Genomic DNA, 16,186 nt, shown 5'->3' on the forward strand with positions numbered 1-16,186 from the left:
ACGCGCTTCACCGAACGGCGCTGACCCCGTCCAGCGTGGAAAACGAGGTGTCCTTGGCCGTCAGCAGGAAGTCGCGCATATAGGGAGCATCGAGCATGTCGGTCCGTACCGCGGCGTACAACGTGGCGAACAGGCCCTTTTCTCCCAGCCGCTTGGCTTTCACATAACCCCGTGAACTGTATTCATGCAGCGCCCAGTGGGGCATGCCGCACACGCCGCGACCGCTGGCCACCAGTTGCATCATCATCACCGTCAATTCGGACGTGCGGACCTGGGCCGGTTCGATGTCGGCCGGTTCCAGGAAGCGGGTGAAGATGTCCAGTCGATCCCGCTCCACCGGATATGTAATCAGGGTTTCGCTGACCAGGTCCTCGGGCACGATGTAGGGTTTGCCCGCCAGCCGATGCTGGTTGGCGACGGCCAGCATGGCTTCGTAGGTGAACAGCGGCACGTAGGTAATGCCCGCCAGTTCCAGGGGATCGGAGGTCACCACCAGGTCCAGGTCGCCCCGGGCCAGGGCCGGCAGCGGGGCGAAGGCGAAGCCGGAGGCCAGGTCCAGTTCGACTTCCGGCCAGGCATCGCGAAACTGGTCGATGGTGGGCATCAGCCACTGGAAGCAACTGTGGCACTCGATCGCCATGTGCAAGCGTCCGGCGGTCCCCCCGGCCAGCCGGGCAATGTCCCGCTCGGCGCTGCGCAGCAAGGGCAGGGTCGCATCGGCCAGTTGCAACAGGCGCAGGCCGGCGCTGGTGAACCGTACCGGTTTGGTCTTGCGTACGAACAACTGCATGCCCAGGCGCTCCTCCAGTTCCTTGAACTGGTGGGACAGCGCGGACTGGGTCAGGTGCAGGCGTTCGGCGGCCTCCACCAGGCTGTCGGCTTCGCGCAATGCGTGCAGGGTCTTGAGGTGACGGAGTTCAAGCACCGGAGGCTCCATGAAGAAAACTTGTGATCAACACGAAAAGGTTGAGTTTGTCTCATGTGGGGCTGGCTGTCGACAATGGCGGCATCTTTTACAGGAGGACGCACACCATGGCCCTGGCCCACACCTTGGGATTTCCCCGCATCGGCGCCGACCGAGAACTGAAAAAAGCGCTTGAAGCCTACTGGAAGGGCGACCTGGACACGGCCGGGTTGCAGGCGGTGGGCCGTGAATTGCGGGCCCGGCACTGGCAATTGCAGAAAGACGCCGGGATAGACCTGCTGCCGGTGGGGGATTTCGCCTGGTACGACCAGGTGCTCAGCCACACCTTGACCCTGGGAGCCGTGCCGGAGCGATTTCACGCGACCCTCGACGCCCATGGCCAACCGAGCCTGGACACCTTGTTCGCCATGGCCCGTGGCGCCACGGTGTCTTGCTGCAGTGCAGAGCATGGCCAGACGCAGCACGCCCAGGAACTGACCAAATGGTTCGACACCAATTACCACTATCTGGTCCCGGAGTTTTGCGCCGGACAGACCTTCAGCCTGAGCTGGTCGCAGCTGTTCGATGAGGTGGACGAAGCCCACGCCCTGGGACATCGGGTCAAACCGGTGATCATCGGCCCCCTCACGTACCTGTGGCTGGGCAAGGCCAAGGGGCAGGATTTCGACAGGCTCGAGTTGCTGGAGCGGTTGTTGCCGGTCTACGGCGAGATCCTCAATCGCCTGAAAGCCCAGGGTGTGGAATGGGTGCAGATCGACGAGCCGATCCTCACCCTAGACCTGCCCCAGGCCTGGAAAAACGCCTTCGAGCGGGCTTATCACATTCTTCAGTATTCACCCCTGAAGAAACTGGTGGCGACCTATTTCAGCGGCTTGCAGGACAACCTGGGCCTGGCCGTGGGCCTGCCGGTGGACGGCTTGCACATCGATGCAGTCCGGGCGCCGGAGCAACTGGGCCAGGTCCTGGATCGCCTGCCCAGCTACAAGATCCTGTCGGTGGGCCTGGTCAATGGCCGCAATGTCTGGCGTTGCGAACTGGAACAGGCGCTGGCGCAACTGCAGCCGGCCCAGGAGCGTTTCGGCGACAACCTCTGGGTGAGCACGTCGTGCTCGTTGCTGCACAGCCCGGTGGATCTGGAACGCGAAGACCGGCTCGATCCCGAACTCAAGGGCTGGCTGGCCTTCGCCGTGCAGAAGTGTGGCGAAGTGGCCGTGCTGCGCGATGCGCTGAACGATCCACTTGCCCCCGGCGCTCGCCAGGCCCTGGCCGAAAGCCGCGACGCGCAGGCCCGCCGCGCCGCCTCGACGCGCATTCACAAACCCGAGGTCCAGGCCCGCCTCGCTGCGATCGGCCCGCAGGACAGCCAGCGCCGTTCGCCTTTCGCGCAACGGATCGAGCAGCAGCGCGCGCGGCTGAAGTTGCCGGCCTTCCCCACGACCACCATCGGCTCGTTCCCGCAGACCCCGGCCATTCGCCTGGCACGCCAGGCATACCGGCAGGGCAAGCTGTCGGCCAACGATTATCAGGACGCCATGCACACCGAGATCCGCCACGCCGTGCAGATCCAGGAACGCCTGGGCCTGGACGTGCTGGTCCATGGCGAAGCCGAGCGCAACGACATGGTGGAATACTTCGCCGAACAACTGGACGGCTACGCCTTCACCCGTTTCGGTTGGGTGCAGAGTTACGGCTCGCGCTGCGTCAAGCCGGCCATCATTTATGGTGACATCAGCCGCCCCAAGGCCATGACTGTCGACTGGATCCGCTACGCCCAAAGCCTGACCGACAAGGTCATGAAAGGCATGCTCACCGGCCCGGTGACCATGCTGATGTGGTCCTTTCCGCGCGAAGACGTGTCGCGCCAAACCCAGGCGCAACAACTGGCACTGGCCCTGCGTGACGAAGTGCTGGACCTGGAGGCTGCCGGGATCCGCATCGTGCAGATCGACGAGGCGGCGTTCCGCGAGGGGTTGCCGCTGCGTCGCGGGCAATGGCAGGAGTACCTGGACTGGGCCGTGGAGGCGTTTCGCTTGAGCGCGTCGGGAGTACGGGATGAAACCCAGATCCACACCCACATGTGCTACAGCGAGTTCAATGACGTGATCCAGGCCATCGCCGACATGGATGCCGATGTCATCACCATCGAAACCTCCCGCTCGGACATGGAACTGCTCGATGCCTTCGAAGCGTTCGACTACCCGAACGACATTGGCCCGGGTGTCTACGACATCCATTCGCCACGGGTACCGGACACCGCCGAGATGGTTGCGTTGGTGAGCAAGGCGGTCGAGCGGATCCCCGCCGAACAGCTGTGGATCAACCCCGACTGTGGCCTGAAGACCCGCGCATGGCCCGAGACCGAGGCGGCGCTGGTGAACATGGTGGCGGCGGCACGGCAGTTGCGCAGCCAGCTGGCTTGAATTCCCTCGCCACAGGGGGAGGTCTGTTCACACCCCAATAAGGAATGTTGATCGTTCCCATGCTCCGTGTGGGAATGCCCTCTTGACGCTGCGCGTCACCATGCAGAAGCGGAACGCGGCGCGTCCCTGGCGGCATGCCCGCCCGGGAGCGGGGCGGGCATTCGACCGCTCGGCAATCTTCATCAAACTGTCACGCAACTGTGGCAGCGCGCTTGAACGAATTTCATCAGACTCGCGCTCTACTGGGGTTCTGCGTTTTGGTGTTTCTTCATGCGTGTGTTCATTTTCCTGGCCGTCCTGATGTTCGGCTTGCCGTCGTTGGCGGCGTCTCGTTGTGATGTCAATGTCGCGACCCAACGGGTCGATCTGGACCAGGTCAGCCTGGCGTACCAGAGTATTGGCCGTGCGTCCGATCCGGCGTTGCTGCTGGTGATGGGGTTGGGCGGGCAATTGATCCATTGGCCGGATGAAGTGGTGACAGCCCTGTGCGAGCAAGGCTTCCGGGTGATTCGCTACGACAACCGGGACGTGGGCCTGTCCACCTGGCGCCAGGCTCCCGGCAGCGCCAACCTCACGTTCGAAGCCTTGCGCTACAAGCTGGGCTTGCCGGTGGCGGCGCCCTATACCTTGACCGATATGGCCAGCGACGGGCTGGGCTTGATGGACGCGTTGCAAGTGCAGCGTTTTCACATACTGGGCGCGAGCATGGGCGGCATGATCGCCCAGCACATGGCGGCCATGGCGCCACAGCGGGTCGAAAGCCTGACCCTGATCATGACCAGCTCCAGCGCCCAGGGTCTGCCGGCGCCCAGCGAAGCGCTGGTGCAACTGCTGTCGCGACGCGGTGCGCCGAACCGAGAGATGGCCCTGGAGCAGCAGGCCGACCTGCTGGCCGCCTTGGGCAGTCCCATGGTGGTGGATGATCGCCAGGCGTTGCTGCACCAGGCCGCGCAGGCCTACGACCGGGCCTTCAATCCCGAGGGCGTCAAGCGCCAGATCATGGCAATCATGGCGGAGCCCAGCCGGGTAGCGCTGCTCAACCAGCTGCAGGTGCCGACCCTGGTGGTCCACGGCACGGCCGATCCCCTGTTGCCGGTCATGCACGGGGTGCACCTGGCGGCCCATATCCGGGGCAGCCAGTTGAAACTGATACCGGGTCTGGCCCATCGCTTCCAGGAGGCGTTCAGGGAGCCGTTGCTGGGGGCGGTGTTGCCCTATCTGCGGCAGCACCGCGAAGACACCTCCCACTGGGCCCAGCTGGAACCGGCCCAGGCGCCTAATCTGCTCTAGTGCGGGCCTGTTCCACAAGCCAGGCCATCAGCGCCTGCAACGCTGGCGAAGCCTGGGCGCTGCGTGGACAGACCAGGTAGTAGCCCAGGCCGGTCCTGACTTTCAGGTCGAACGGTGTCGTCAGTCTTCCAGCCTTGAGATCGTCGCCGATCAGCGCCCAGTCGCCGATGGCCACCCCGGTGCCCTGGGAGGCCATGGACATGGCCAGGTCCAGTGTCTCGAAATGCTGGCCGTGGGCGATCCGGGCCAGTTTCACACCGGCGGCTTCCAGCCAGGCATTCCAGTCGCGCTCATCATCGGTGGGGTGCAGCAGCAGGTGGTGCTGCAGGTCGGCGGGGGTGCGCAGCGGCACGGGGCTTTCGAGCTGCGACCGGGAACACACCGGCGTCAGTTGCTCGTCGAACAGGTGCAGGCAGGCCAGCGAGGTGTCCGGCGGCTGACCGTAGATCACCGCGGCGTCGAAGGGTTCGCGCTGGAAATCGACACCGTGCCGAGCGGTGCTGGTCAGTTTCACCGGCAGGTCCGGACGTTCCTTCTGCCATTGCAGCAGGCGCGGCAGCAGCCAGCGCATCACACAGGTCGGTGCCTTGAGCTGCAGGGTCTGGCGTTTCTCGCCGATCTGCTCCACGGCATCGCTGATCAGGCCGAACACTTCCTGGACCCTGGGCAGCCATGCCTGGCCCTCGGCGGTCAGGCTCAGGCCGCGCGCGTGGCGCTGGAACAACGCATACCCCAAGTGATCCTCCAGGCCTGCGATCTGTCGACTCACTGCGCCCTGGGTGATGTGCAGCTGTTCGGCCGCCCGGGTGAAATTGCAGCACTGGGCCGTGACCAGGAAGGTATGCAATGCCGGCAACGGAGGAAGTCGTTTCATAGAGAGCCGAGTCATGACGTGAGGACATGGCTAGTATGACTTTTTATCCATTGTTGCCGCTATGGCCTGCCCGTTCCAATAACCCCATCCCCAAGGCAGACAGGCTCTATGCCAGCGGCTGCCGGGGGCTCGTCAAGACTGGAAAAGGGCAGGGGCAATGGCAACGTGCGGCGAAGTGTTGGTCAAGTTACTGGAAGGCTATGGCGTCGAGCAGGTATTCGGCATTCCCGGAGTGCACACGGTGGAGTTGTACCGTGGGCTGGCCGGCTCCAGCATTCGCCACGTGACACCGCGCCATGAGCAGGGCGCCGGTTTCATGGCCGACGGATATGCTCGGGTCAGCGGCAAGCCCGGCGTGTGTTTCATCATCACCGGCCCGGGCATGACCAACATCGCCACGGCCATGGGTCAGGCCTATGCCGATTCGATTCCGATGCTGGTGATTTCCAGCGTCCAGTCCCGCAGTCAGCTGGGGGGCGGCCGTGGCAAGCTGCACGAGCTGCCGAACCAGAGTGCGCTGGTGGGTGGTGTCGCGGCGTTTTCCCACACCTTGATGTCCGCCGCCGAGTTGCCAGGGGTGCTGGCCAGGGCTTTCGCGCTGTTCCAGGCTGGACGGCCGCGGCCGGTGCATATCGAGATTCCGCTGGACGTCCTGGTTGAAGAAGCGGATGCCTTGCTGACCAGTACGCCGGTCAATATCAGCCGTGCCGGTGCCGCGCCGGCCGCCGTGGCTTCCATGACGGCCCTGCTGGCGAACGCCAGGCGACCGTTGATCCTGGCCGGAGGCGGAGCCATCGATGCCGCGGCCCAGCTGACCGAACTGGCCGAGCGCCTCGGTGCGCCAGTGGCCTTGACCATCAACGCCAAGGGCCTGTTGCCGTCCCGTCACCCCTTGCTGATAGGCTCCACCCAAAGCCTGGTGGCCACTCGTGCGCTGGTGGCCGAGGCGGACGTGGTGCTGGCCGTCGGCACTGAACTGGCCGAGACCGACTATGACGTTACCTTCGCTGGCGGCTTCCAGATTCCCGGTGCGCTGCTGCGCATCGACATCGACCCGGACCAGACCGTGCGCAATTATCCGCCGCACCTGGCGCTGGTAGCGGATTCCCGTACCGCCGCCCAGGCCTTGCTGGACGAACTGGGCCGCCTACCGCTGCCTGAGCGCGACACCGATTGGGGCGCGGCTCGCGTGGCGCGCTTGCGCGTCGCCCTGGAGCAGGATTGGGATGCCCCGACCCGTGCCCAGACGCTGTTGCTCGATACCCTTCTCCAGACGCTGCCCGATGCGGTTTTTGTCGGCGACTCCACGCAACCGGTGTATACCGGCAACCTGACCTTCAACCTCGAACAGCCACGCCGCTGGTTCAACGCGTCCACCGGCTATGGCACCCTCGGCTACGCGTTGCCGGCAGCCATCGGTGCCTGGCTCGGCGGCACGGACCAGGGCCAGGGGCGTCCGGCGGTGGTGTGCCTGATCGGCGATGGCGGCTTGCAGTTCACCCTGGCGGAACTGGCCAGCGCCGTGGAGGCGTGCACACCGGTGATCGTGCTGCTGTGGAACAACCAGGGCTACGAAGAAATCAAGAAATACATGGTCAGGCGCGCCATCGAGCCGGTCGGCGTAGACATCTACACCCCGGACTTTGTCGGCGTCGCCAGGGCCCTGGGCTGCTTTGCGCAAGCCATCGATGGCGTGGAGCATTTGCGCGCGGCATTGCTGGCGGCCCGCGACCGCCAAGGCCCGACGCTGATCGAGATCGACCAGGCGCTCTGGATGGCTCAGGTGTCGCGATGAGGCCGAGCCAGGCAGCGGCAAGTCACGTCAGACCGTCAGGCGCAACCGCGCCAGGTCCCGCAACGGCGGGGCTCCGAACAACCGGCTGTATTCGCGGCTGAACTGCGAAGGGCTTTCGTAGCCCACCCGATAACCGGCCGCCGAGGCTTCCAGCCCCTCGGCCAGCATCAGCCGGCGGGCTTCCTGCAAGCGCAGTTGTTTCTGATACTGCAACGGGCTCATGGCCGTCATGGCCTTGAAGCGATGGTGCAGGGTCGAGACGCTGAGGTTCACTTCCCGGGCCAGGTCATCGATGCGCAGCGGTTGTTCGAAATGACCGTTGAGCCATTTGATCGCCTGGCTGATGCGATGGCTCTGGCTGTTGGCGATGGCGATCTCGTACAGCCGGTAGCCCTGTGGGCTGCGCAGCAGGCGGTAGAGAATTTCCCTGCGCACCAGTGGCGCGAGCATGGCGATGTCTTTCGGCGTATCCAGCAGCCGCGCCAGCCGCAGCACGGCGTCGAGCATCGGCGTGTCCAGGCGCTCCACATACAGCCCGCGTCCGGCAGGCCGGGTCGGCACTCCCAACGGTCCGGCGTCGGCGATCAGGGCGGTGATTTCCGCTGGATCGATGTCCAGGCGCAGGGCCAGGATCGGGTGTTCGGGGGACACTTCGGCAATGCGCCCGCTCAACGGCACCGACACGGAAACCACCAGGTAGTGGAGCGGATCGTAGCTGAACAGTTCATCCGCCAGGTACACCTGTTTCCTGCCTTGGGCCATGATGCACAGCGCCGGTTGTGCCAGCGCCGTCGCAAACTCATGGGGCCGACTGTGGCGTCCCAGGTGCAGCGAGCCGATGGCGGTCGCGTAGCTGCCGTCTTCGCTGGTATTGCGATCGATGATCGACGCCAGTTCGGCGCGCTGTTGTTCCTGATGCGAGTCCAGGGGGGCGTGGGCGTGGTCGAGCGGCGACATGCCGGGATCCTCGAATGTCAGGGGCGATGGGCAAAGCTTATGTTTGTGCAAGGCGCAGCGGTAGCCACATCCTGTTGAAAGCTTGCCTGATCCTGCACGGCTCGCCGTGTCGTCGCCCGGGAATATCCACTGAAACTTGCTTGAAACCTTTTGTCTCAATTTCCCGGGTCCCTGTGGTGCCATCGCCGTATCTGGCGCCAGCAATACGCAGGATTGTGCAAGGGGTCGGCAGAAATCGACTAACGAACCTGGTGGCGTGGCGCTTAACCTTTGATCCTGTCGCAGCCTGTCCCCGGCTGCACAACGGATTACCTGGGAGGGTTGAACATGTCTAAGCAGATCCCCGTCAGTCACATGGCTTTCGTGCGGGCCCGGTCCGGTTGCTCCCGGGCACTGGGTGCACGCCTGAGCACGCTGATCGCGCCCTCGCGCCAGGCCCCCGGTTGCATCCACTTTGCCCTGCAACAATCGCAATGCGACGCCGACTTGTGGCTGGTGTCGGGGCTCTGGACCGATCAGCAATCGATGGACGCCTACTTCAATTCCCCGGCCATGGGCATTTTCGCCGAGCTGGTGCAGGACCTGGTGGTCAGCAGCCTGGACTTCCATACGTTCCGGGAAGTGTCTGCCACCCAGGCGACCGAAGGGTGCCTGGCGGCGGTACACAAACTGGCCGGTTGAAGGTTTAATGGCGGTCATTTCCACCGCCAGGATGCGTACACATGGCACGTAAAGCCTTTGAAACCTTCGAAGCTGTCTCCGCCGTCATCCCCAAAGAAGGGGGCGGCTACCATGCCGCCATCGCCACCAAGGCCATCGGTGGGGCCGGTGCGCCGCGTTTCAACAAGGTGCTCGAAGAGCAGACCTTCGATACCGCCGCCAAGGCCGATGAAGCCGCAGCCGTGCAACTGACTCACCTCAAGGGCGTCAGCGAGGATGGCGGATTGCTCTGGTAAACCCGCGTCGCCTGTTGGGCTCGGGAACGGGTCTTCACCTGTGGCGACCCTCTACTTCGGGCGATGCATCTTGAACAACGCCTCGGGGCCCAGCTGGAAGTAATCCGCCGGGCCGCCGCCGCGCAGGATCGGTTCGGCGGCAGCGGTGTCGTAGATCCCGTCCTTCAACAGCCACTTGGCGATGTGCACGGCGACGACTTCGCCGAGGATCAGCCAACTCGGCACCAGGCCTTTGTCCGCCCGCTGCAACTGAATGATCTGCGTGACCTTGCATTCGAAGGACACCGGGCTTTCGGCGACGCGCGGCACCTGTATCACCCGCGACGCGGCCGTCGTCAAACCCGCCAGTTCGAACTCGTCGACCTCGGGTGCAACCATCGCGCAGCTCTGGTTCATCTGCTCGGCCAGCGGCCGCGTGGCCAGGTTCCAGGCGAACTCACCGGTCTGTTCGATGTTGTTGAGGCTGTCTTTGCGCCCGACGCTGGAAAAGCCAATGATCGGCGGGATGTAGTTGAACGCATTGAAAAAACTGTAGGGCGCCAGGTTCAAGCGGCCTTCGGCATCCTGGGAAGAAATCCAACCGATGGGGCGCGGGCCGACGATGGCATTGAACGGGTCATGGGGCAGGCCGTGGCCGTTGGCGGGTTCATAGAAATGGATGTCATCGGGCATGGCGGGCGATCCCTGGAAGCGCTTTCGAAAGGGGCCAATAGTGCAAGGCCAGGGCATTTATTTCCAGTTCCGGTGGTTGCAAGAAAGATCGCAGCCTTTGGCAACGCCGACGGGATCTTAACCGTCCTGCCGTCGCTGCCAGAGGCGGCGATCTCTTGATACCCACTCATCAACCAATCGCTTCAGCAGTGCCGGTCTTGTCGAAACCGTCGGCGGCAATGGCGTCAGCAGTGCCGGTCTTGTCGAAACCGTCGGCGGCAATGGCGTCAGCAGTGCCGGTCTTGTCGAAACCGTCGGCGGCAATGGCGTCTGCGGTGCCGGTCTTGTCGAAACCGTCGGCGGCGATGGCGTCTGCGGTGCCGGTCTTGTCAAAGCCATCGGCGGCATAGCTACCGACGTGGCTACGTTCGATGGCGGCGCTGGCCTCTGAGCCGAAGGCGGCGGAACCGGTCTTGTCATAACCATCGGCGGCGAAGGTGTTGGCAGCCAGCATCGACAGGGTCAGGGCGATCATCAGTTTGGTTTTCATGTCAGTACTCCGAAGTGGTTGGCGTTGGACGCCTTGGGGTTGAAACTTATGTTACGCTTGTTAAATCGATTAAAAAGCGCAAAAAAATGCTTAAAAAAATCGGTTAAATAGATATGTAGGCGGCAGAGGCCCAGCGGTCGATAAAACTCATCACCGGCAAGGTCAACGGCGTTCTGTTGAGGATGAGAATGAGAGGCAGGCATTAACCAGAGATTAATGTCGGATAAATCTTTCGATACCGAACGAAAAAGGGGCGAACCCAGTAGGTTCGCCCCTTCGTTTTGTGCACCTCGGTGATCAGTCGGTCACGATCCGCGAGTGTTTGCGGGTGTCCTTCATGGTGATGTACACCAGCAGCGACACGGCGATGCACGCCGTGACGTACCAGTAGTAGCCGGTCTCCATGCCGATGCTCTTGAACCACAGGGCAATGTATTCGGCGGTACCGCCGAAGATCGACACGGTCAGGGCGTAAGGCAGGCCGACACCCAGGGCGCGGATTTCAGTGGGGAACAGTTCGGCTTTCACCACGGCGTTGATCGAGGTGTAGCCACTGACAATGATCAGCGCGGCCATGATCAGGAAGAACGCGCCCCACCAGGTCTGGATGGTGTGCAGGGTGGTCAGGATCGGCACGGTGAACAGTGTGCCGAGGATGCCGAAGGCGATCAGGATCGGCCGGCGCCCGATCTTGTCCGACAGGCCGCCGATCACCGGCTGCAGGCACATGAACAGGAACAGCGTGGCAGCGGAAATCGTGGTGGAGTCGGAGATGCTCATGCCGACGGTGTTCACCAGGTATTTCTGCATATAGGTGGTGTAGGTGTAGAACGCCAGGGTGCCGCCCATGGTCAGGCCGACCACGGTGAGCAGTTCCTTGGGATGGCGCAGCAAGGTGCGCATGGCGCTTTCCTTGGACTTTTCCTTCTTGGTGAACGACTCGGTTTCTTCCATGCCGCGACGCAGGTACAGCGCCACGATCGCGCACAACGCGCCGATGGCGAAAGGAATACGCCACCCCCAGGCGTACAACTGTTCGCTGGTGAGGAACTGCTGCAGCACGATCAGCACGCCGAGGGCGATGAGCTGGCCGGAAATCAGGGTCACGTACTGGAAACTGGAAAAGAAGCCGCGACGTTCCTTGGTCGCCATTTCGCTCAGGTAGGTGGCCGAGGTGCCGTATTCGCCTCCCACCGACAGGCCCTGGAGCAAGCGGGCGAACACCAGCAGGATCGGCGCGCCGACGCCGATGGTTTCGTAGCCGGGGCTCAGGGCGATGATCAGCGAGCCGAAGCACATCAGGTACACCGACGCCATTAATGCCCGTTTGCGGCCGGCACGGTCAGCGTACAGGCCCATCAGCCATCCACCGATAGGACGCATCAGGAAACCTACGGCGAAGATGGCGGCGGTGTTGAGCAACTGGGCGGTGGTGTCGCCCTTGGGGAAGAAGACTTTGGCGAAGTACAACGAGAAAGCGGCATAGACGTACCAGTCATACCACTCGACCATGTTGCCGACCGAGCCGCTGAAGATCGATTTGATCCGGCTGGCGGTGGTTCTTTCACGGGCGGGCACGGCAGCCGACCCAAGGGGCAGGGCGTTGGAGTTATCCATTGAAGGATCCTTCGTTTAATTGTTTTTGTGGAGCGCGCGGAAACGCAGCCTGACAGGGCTATAGCAGGAGCTGTGCCAGGAGACGAAGGGCCGGTCTAGAGGGGCTGGCGTTGGATAATGAGCGGAAAACCGCCTATCGGTGTCGTGAGGGTGAGCGGGAATCCGCTTACTAGGAGGGGCTGTGTTGTTGTGGCCGGCCTCATCGCGAGCAAGCTCGCTCGCGATGAGGCCAGGCCAGTCACTGCAAGAAGAACGACCTGACAGAAGCGCCTTGGCGCAGCTTCTGTCCAGTGCCAGCCTCAGGGTGAAGTCGTCGACGGTGTGAACTCCAGTTTCAACTCGCCCCGGTATTGCCCGGTGTTCTTGTCGATCTGGTTGAAGGGCGGTGTATCCAGGGTGATGGGCCATGGGGTGCACACGACCGGGAAGGGCACGTTGGGCAAGCGCACGGCGCGGATATCGGCATTGTCGATACCGGTATGGGCCACCGTTTGTCCCGACACGTGCTGTGTCTCCCCCAGGTTGGCGGTGCGGGTGCGAACCCGGTATTCGATCCGGTTTCGCTCACCCGTGCCGCCGGAGGCATGGTGCACGAAGAAGCGGCCCTCCATGCCGGGCACGGGGTTGGCGCCGGTGATGCGCACCTCGTAACGGTGGCTGTTGGCGTTATAGCCGTCGTAGAGGCACGCATCGACCACCGCCTGGCCGGATACCACGCCGCCCGGCCCGCTGCTCAATGGCCGGGTGCGCAGGTTCAGGTCCACCTGCGGGGTGCTGATGCCGTAGGCGGGCAGGTAGATCTGCACGTTATTGTGGTCGGTGACGTCCAGTTTGAAGTCGACGGTGTAGGTATGGGCGCTTCCGATAGGCTGCGAGTAGAACCTCCTGAGCTTCATGACCAACTGCGCCGTCCAGATGCCACCGGAGGGCAATTTGGCGAGTTCCGAGCGAGGAATCCACAGGGTGGAGGCCGTGCCCGTCACATCTACGCCCTCGCAGTTCCCGGATGAGGTTGATGTCAGCATCCAGATGCTTTCTCCCCACGTACCACAGGGACTGTTGAGCGGGTGTCTGCGTATGATGTTGCCCTTGACAGTCAAAACCGTGGAGAGTCGACTGCGTTTTTCCGTGAAACGCAGCAGTATATCAGTGGTACCCCACCTTCCTCCGGCGGTGGTCAGGCACTGGCCTGTCGCGGGATCGGTGTTGGACAGGCAGACAAAGTGCATCGTTCTGTAGCTCGAATGTTCCACAGGCTGTTCGTGCCAGCCATGGATCATTCGCGTCCAGATGTAATGATCGGCGGGCGGAGTCGAGCGGTCGAACTGCAGCATCTCGGATTGATAGTGGTTGCCGGGATGGATGTCCCCCAGCACCGGCAGCGCAGCGAACGCGCCGATCAGTGCGCCCAGGCGACGCGCCCAACGTTGAAAGGTCGAAGTCATGGCAGGTTTCTCTTGTCTGGCGATAACGCGGCGCTGCGGCGTGCCGTCCAGCGTCCCAGTCGATCGGGGTCGTTCAGGTCCTTCGGCAATGCGTCCAGGGTGGTGCTATGGCAGGTGAGCGTGCCGACCTGCCGCAAGCTGCTGCGCGCGGTCGCCGACTGCACGGCACAGGCGTGCACCCCGTTCAGGTCCAGGGCGAACAACGGTTGCGGGTGTTTGGCCAGGTCGACGACGAAGCTGCCGTCCTCGGCGGTTTCCATCATCGCCGCGTTGAGGATGGCGGCCTGTGCCAGCGGTTGGCCCTGGGCATCCACCAGGCGTCCGACGTAGGTGTAGCTGAGGCTGGATTCGATGTACTGCACCGCCAGCTTGCCGGGTGGCAGGAACCAGTCGCGGCTGCCGTTGCCGACGTTCACCGTGCTCAGGTTCTGGCGCGAGGCATCGGCATCGCTGATGCGAGTCTGGGAAACCTGGAAGCCATTGATCGGAATCAGCCGTTTTTCACCGAAGCCGATGCTGGTCTGTGAGCCGTAGCCGCCACTGACCTTGGCCGCGGCACCGTTTGCATTGTCCGCCGGCGCCGCGACGATGCCGACGGCGGCTCCGGGGCCCGTACCGCCTTGGCCGTGGCCCCAGAAGAAACCCTCGCGCCCCAGTGCCAGGGAAGAGGAGTGGTTGCCGCTGAGGCCGGGGCGTGAATCGTTCCGGTCGCCGCCACGCTGCGACACCGCCAGGCTCGTTTCGCCCCAGCTGCGCTCGAGGCGCCCGGCCAGTTCGGCGTCCCAGCGGCCGAGGTCGTCGTAACCCAGCCCGGTGTTCAGTTCGTTGCGACCTTGTTCGCCGTCCCAGACACGGGTGTGGGCCAGGCTGGTCCGCACACTGTCGCTGGCGGCCCGTTCGCGGCGCGCGTCCATGCCGACACTGCTATGCCGGAAGCCGCCGGAGGTGGAGCGCTCGTTATGGGACAGGCTGAGGCTCAGGTACACGCCGTGGTCGGTGGGCCGGTTGCCGCTCTGGTTGCGAAACGCGCCCACCCGGTGGGTGAGGTGGAACTGCCCCAGGGGATGACCGCGGGAGAAACCCACCTGCAGGGTGCGGGCCCAGGTCGCGGTGGTCAGTTCGTCGGTCAGGTCCGGTTCGCCGGGCAACGTGTTCCAGTAATAGGAAGGGTTCACCTGGGCATAACGGTTGTAGCTGTAGCCGGCACTGAGGGCGCCGCCGGCCAGGGGCAGCGAGGCGCTGGCCGTCAGCGATTCGTTGCAGCCACTCTGCTGGTAGGTACGCCGGTTGTGCTCGCAGGACGGGCTGCGCAGCGAGTAGCGATAGAGATTCCAGGACAGGCCATGGTTGAACGTCAATTGCTGGCTGTTGCCGCTCGCCCCGTCATTGCCCTCCAGGATAGCGGCCGACAATGACCAACTGCTGGCGCCCAGCGTACCGGCCCAGTCCAGGCGGCTTTCGTTGTAGAAGGCCGTGTCCAGCCAGGTGATGCCGCTGGTGAGCGCCAGGTTGTCCAGCAACGGCACCCGCAGGCCGGTCTGGACCACGGCGGCGGGGTCCTGTTCGTACAGGGAGTGCTCGGCCGTGCGCCCGCCCTGCAAGAACCATTGCACGGTGTCATCCCCCAGGCCGTTGCCGTCGGTGCGGCTGAAGGGCACGGTTTCGGTACGGGTCACCTGGCCGTTTTCGATCACCCGCAGGGTCACCGGATAACTGCCGTTGGGGAAGGTGCGGGTGTCGACGTTCTGCACGCCGGCATCCAGGTAAGACGTCGAAAGCAATTCCTCGCCGCGAAAGGCGTCGACGCGGGCGCGCTGGGTCAGGATCAGGGAGATAGGCGTGCCCTGCCCGACGACATCGCGATTGAGGTAGGCCAGGGTGGTGCCGACCCGGGCACCGTCGATCCGGCCCAGGGGCAGCAGGCTGAAATTGAAGTTGCCGCCTTCGGCGCTGGACAGGTTGCTCATGTCCATGCGACCTGCCTGTGCATAGTGTTCGCGGTCGAAATCGCGCCGGTAATAGGCGTTGTTGAATTCCAGGTTGCTGTCGCTGCCACGCTTGTTCTGGTTGGCCTGGTAGATCCAGGTGAATCCCAGGTGGCTGTTTTCACCCAGGCCCAGTGCACCGAGGCCGCTGGCGCCAAGGGCACGGTAACTGTCGGACTGGGCGATATTGATGTTCTGCCGGTGGACGAGGGCGTTCTGCGCCTCGCTCGGTGTATGCAACCGCAGGGTCGAGGCCTCGTTGGTGGGCAGCCAGTCCTTGCGCAGGAGCACCTGGAGCCGGGCGCCGGCCTCGTCGAGGATCACGGCCACTGCCTCGGTTTCCAGATAGCCGCAACTCGCCTCGCTGGCCAGACCGTAGGAGCAGGCCAGTTGGCTGTTGCTGGGCAAGGGCTGTGACAGCAGTGGCAACAGTTCCTGGGGCGTGGCCAGCGCGCCGGCCTCCACCAGCAGGGCCGCGATGCGTTCCGGTTGCTGGAATTCGATCCGGCCGGGCCGGACCAGCACTGGATGCAGGCCGAGGTTGCGATTGAACAGTTGCAGCTCGAGTTGTTCCACCTGACCCTCGACCAGGGCTTCGAAGCCAGCCGGTACCCGAGTCAGGTCGTCGGACGTGGCCGCTACGGCATCGGCCAGCGCCCATGAAAGGGAAATGGAGAGTGCGGTGAAATGGAGTTTCATACGGGGCCTTGGCGAAGAAAAA

At 63.6% G+C, this 16,186-nt stretch carries 13 protein-coding genes; 5 read left to right on the forward strand and 8 right to left on the reverse strand.

All coding sequences use genetic code 11. The annotated features are described in order from the left end of the window. Positions 1–7: 7 nt before the first annotated feature. Complete coding sequence (gene metR / locus BW992_RS12835; RefSeq protein ID WP_072395284.1) at positions 8–925, reverse strand: transcriptional regulator MetR; 918 nt, start codon at positions 923–925, stop codon at positions 8–10. 107 nt (positions 926–1,032) lie between these two features. On the opposite strand from metR, the gene metE reads away from it, so the two are divergent. Together metE and BW992_RS12845 are read left to right on the forward strand one after the other, a co-directional pair. Then, positions 1,033–3,345: a 5-methyltetrahydropteroyltriglutamate--homocysteine S-methyltransferase gene (gene metE, locus BW992_RS12840; protein WP_072395282.1), complete on the forward strand. Its 2,313-nt coding sequence runs from the start codon at positions 1,033–1,035 to the stop codon at positions 3,343–3,345. Positions 3,346–3,615: 270 nt separating this feature from the next. Next, on the forward strand, positions 3,616–4,635 hold the full coding sequence (locus tag BW992_RS12845) for an alpha/beta fold hydrolase (RefSeq protein WP_072432118.1): 1,020 nt from the start codon (positions 3,616–3,618) through the stop codon (positions 4,633–4,635). On the opposite strand, the gene BW992_RS12850 is transcribed toward BW992_RS12845, so the two are convergent. Then, positions 4,622–5,509: a LysR substrate-binding domain-containing protein gene (locus BW992_RS12850; protein WP_076406345.1), complete on the reverse strand. Its 888-nt coding sequence runs from the start codon at positions 5,507–5,509 to the stop codon at positions 4,622–4,624. The genes BW992_RS12845 and BW992_RS12850 overlap by 14 nt on opposite strands. 157 nt (positions 5,510–5,666) lie before the next feature. Here BW992_RS12850 and BW992_RS12855 point away from each other — a divergent pair, with 157 nt between their 5' ends. Next, positions 5,667–7,304, forward strand: a complete 1,638-nt coding sequence (locus BW992_RS12855) for a 5-guanidino-2-oxopentanoate decarboxylase (protein WP_072395275.1) — start codon at positions 5,667–5,669, stop codon at positions 7,302–7,304. A 27-nt stretch (positions 7,305–7,331) separates the two neighbouring features. Here BW992_RS12855 and BW992_RS12860 read toward each other — a convergent pair whose 3' ends face one another. After that, positions 7,332–8,261, reverse strand: coding sequence for an AraC family transcriptional regulator (locus BW992_RS12860; protein WP_072395273.1), 930 nt, complete (start codon positions 8,259–8,261; stop codon positions 7,332–7,334). Between the two features lie 327 nt (positions 8,262–8,588). Here BW992_RS12860 and BW992_RS12865 point away from each other — a divergent pair, with 327 nt between their 5' ends. Both BW992_RS12865 and BW992_RS12870 read left to right on the forward strand, forming a co-directional pair. Beyond that, positions 8,589–8,942 carry a putative quinol monooxygenase gene (locus BW992_RS12865; protein ID WP_072395271.1) on the forward strand — a complete coding sequence of 118 codons (354 nt, stop codon included), beginning with the start codon at positions 8,589–8,591 and terminating at the stop codon, positions 8,940–8,942. A 41-nt stretch (positions 8,943–8,983) separates the two neighbouring features. Beyond that, on the forward strand, positions 8,984–9,217 hold the full coding sequence (locus tag BW992_RS12870) for a hypothetical protein (protein WP_072395269.1): 234 nt from the start codon (positions 8,984–8,986) through the stop codon (positions 9,215–9,217). A 51-nt stretch (positions 9,218–9,268) separates the two neighbouring features. Here BW992_RS12870 and BW992_RS12875 read toward each other — a convergent pair whose 3' ends face one another. The 5 genes from BW992_RS12875 to BW992_RS12895 form a co-directional block, all read right to left on the reverse strand. Further along, positions 9,269–9,889, reverse strand: a complete 621-nt coding sequence (locus BW992_RS12875) for a flavin reductase family protein (RefSeq protein ID WP_072395267.1) — start codon at positions 9,887–9,889, stop codon at positions 9,269–9,271. Positions 9,890–10,058: 169 nt separating this feature from the next. Continuing rightward, the gene (locus BW992_RS12880) at positions 10,059–10,418 is read right to left on the reverse strand and encodes a hypothetical protein (RefSeq protein WP_076406347.1); all 360 of its coding nucleotides are present in this window, start codon (positions 10,416–10,418) and stop codon (positions 10,059–10,061) included. A gap of 297 nt (positions 10,419–10,715) precedes the next feature. Continuing rightward, the gene (locus BW992_RS12885) at positions 10,716–12,035 is read right to left on the reverse strand and encodes an MFS transporter (protein ID WP_072395264.1); all 1,320 of its coding nucleotides are present in this window, start codon (positions 12,033–12,035) and stop codon (positions 10,716–10,718) included. Between the two features lie 299 nt (positions 12,036–12,334). Next, positions 12,335–13,480 (reverse strand): CfaE/CblD family pilus tip adhesin, encoded by a 1,146-nt coding sequence (locus BW992_RS12890; protein WP_072458758.1) that lies wholly within the window; start codon positions 13,478–13,480, stop codon positions 12,335–12,337. Next, positions 13,477–16,164, reverse strand: coding sequence for a TcfC E-set like domain-containing protein (locus tag BW992_RS12895; protein ID WP_072395260.1), 2,688 nt, complete (start codon positions 16,162–16,164; stop codon positions 13,477–13,479). The genes BW992_RS12890 and BW992_RS12895 overlap by 4 nt, the downstream gene beginning before the upstream one ends. Positions 16,165–16,186: the final 22 nt, after the last annotated feature.

Origin of the sequence: Pseudomonas sp. 7SR1, assembly GCF_900156465.1 — a bacterium.
GTDB lineage: Bacteria > Pseudomonadota > Gammaproteobacteria > Pseudomonadales > Pseudomonadaceae > Aquipseudomonas.

Bases quoted from the DNA above. Each gene is read 5' to 3' on its own strand.
- metE (WP_072395282.1), top strand. From the start codon at position 1,033: ATGGCCCTGGCCCACACCTTGGGATTTCCCCGCATCGGCGCCGACCGA.
- BW992_RS12845 (WP_072432118.1), top strand. From the start codon at position 3,616: ATGCGTGTGTTCATTTTCCTGGCCGTCCTGATGTTCGGCTTGCCGTCG.
- BW992_RS12850 (WP_076406345.1), bottom strand. From the start codon at position 5,509: ATGAAACGACTTCCTCCGTTGCCGGCATTGCATACCTTCCTGGTCACG.
- BW992_RS12855 (WP_072395275.1), top strand. From the start codon at position 5,667: ATGGCAACGTGCGGCGAAGTGTTGGTCAAGTTACTGGAAGGCTATGGC.
- BW992_RS12860 (WP_072395273.1), bottom strand. From the start codon at position 8,261: ATGTCGCCGCTCGACCACGCCCACGCCCCCCTGGACTCGCATCAGGAA.
- BW992_RS12865 (WP_072395271.1), top strand. From the start codon at position 8,589: ATGTCTAAGCAGATCCCCGTCAGTCACATGGCTTTCGTGCGGGCCCGG.
- BW992_RS12870 (WP_072395269.1), top strand. From the start codon at position 8,984: ATGGCACGTAAAGCCTTTGAAACCTTCGAAGCTGTCTCCGCCGTCATC.
- BW992_RS12875 (WP_072395267.1), bottom strand. From the start codon at position 9,889: ATGCCCGATGACATCCATTTCTATGAACCCGCCAACGGCCACGGCCTG.
- BW992_RS12880 (WP_076406347.1), bottom strand. From the start codon at position 10,418: ATGAAAACCAAACTGATGATCGCCCTGACCCTGTCGATGCTGGCTGCC.
- BW992_RS12885 (WP_072395264.1), bottom strand. From the start codon at position 12,035: ATGGATAACTCCAACGCCCTGCCCCTTGGGTCGGCTGCCGTGCCCGCC.
- BW992_RS12890 (WP_072458758.1), bottom strand. From the start codon at position 13,480: ATGACTTCGACCTTTCAACGTTGGGCGCGTCGCCTGGGCGCACTGATC.
- BW992_RS12895 (WP_072395260.1), bottom strand. From the start codon at position 16,164: ATGAAACTCCATTTCACCGCACTCTCCATTTCCCTTTCATGGGCGCTG.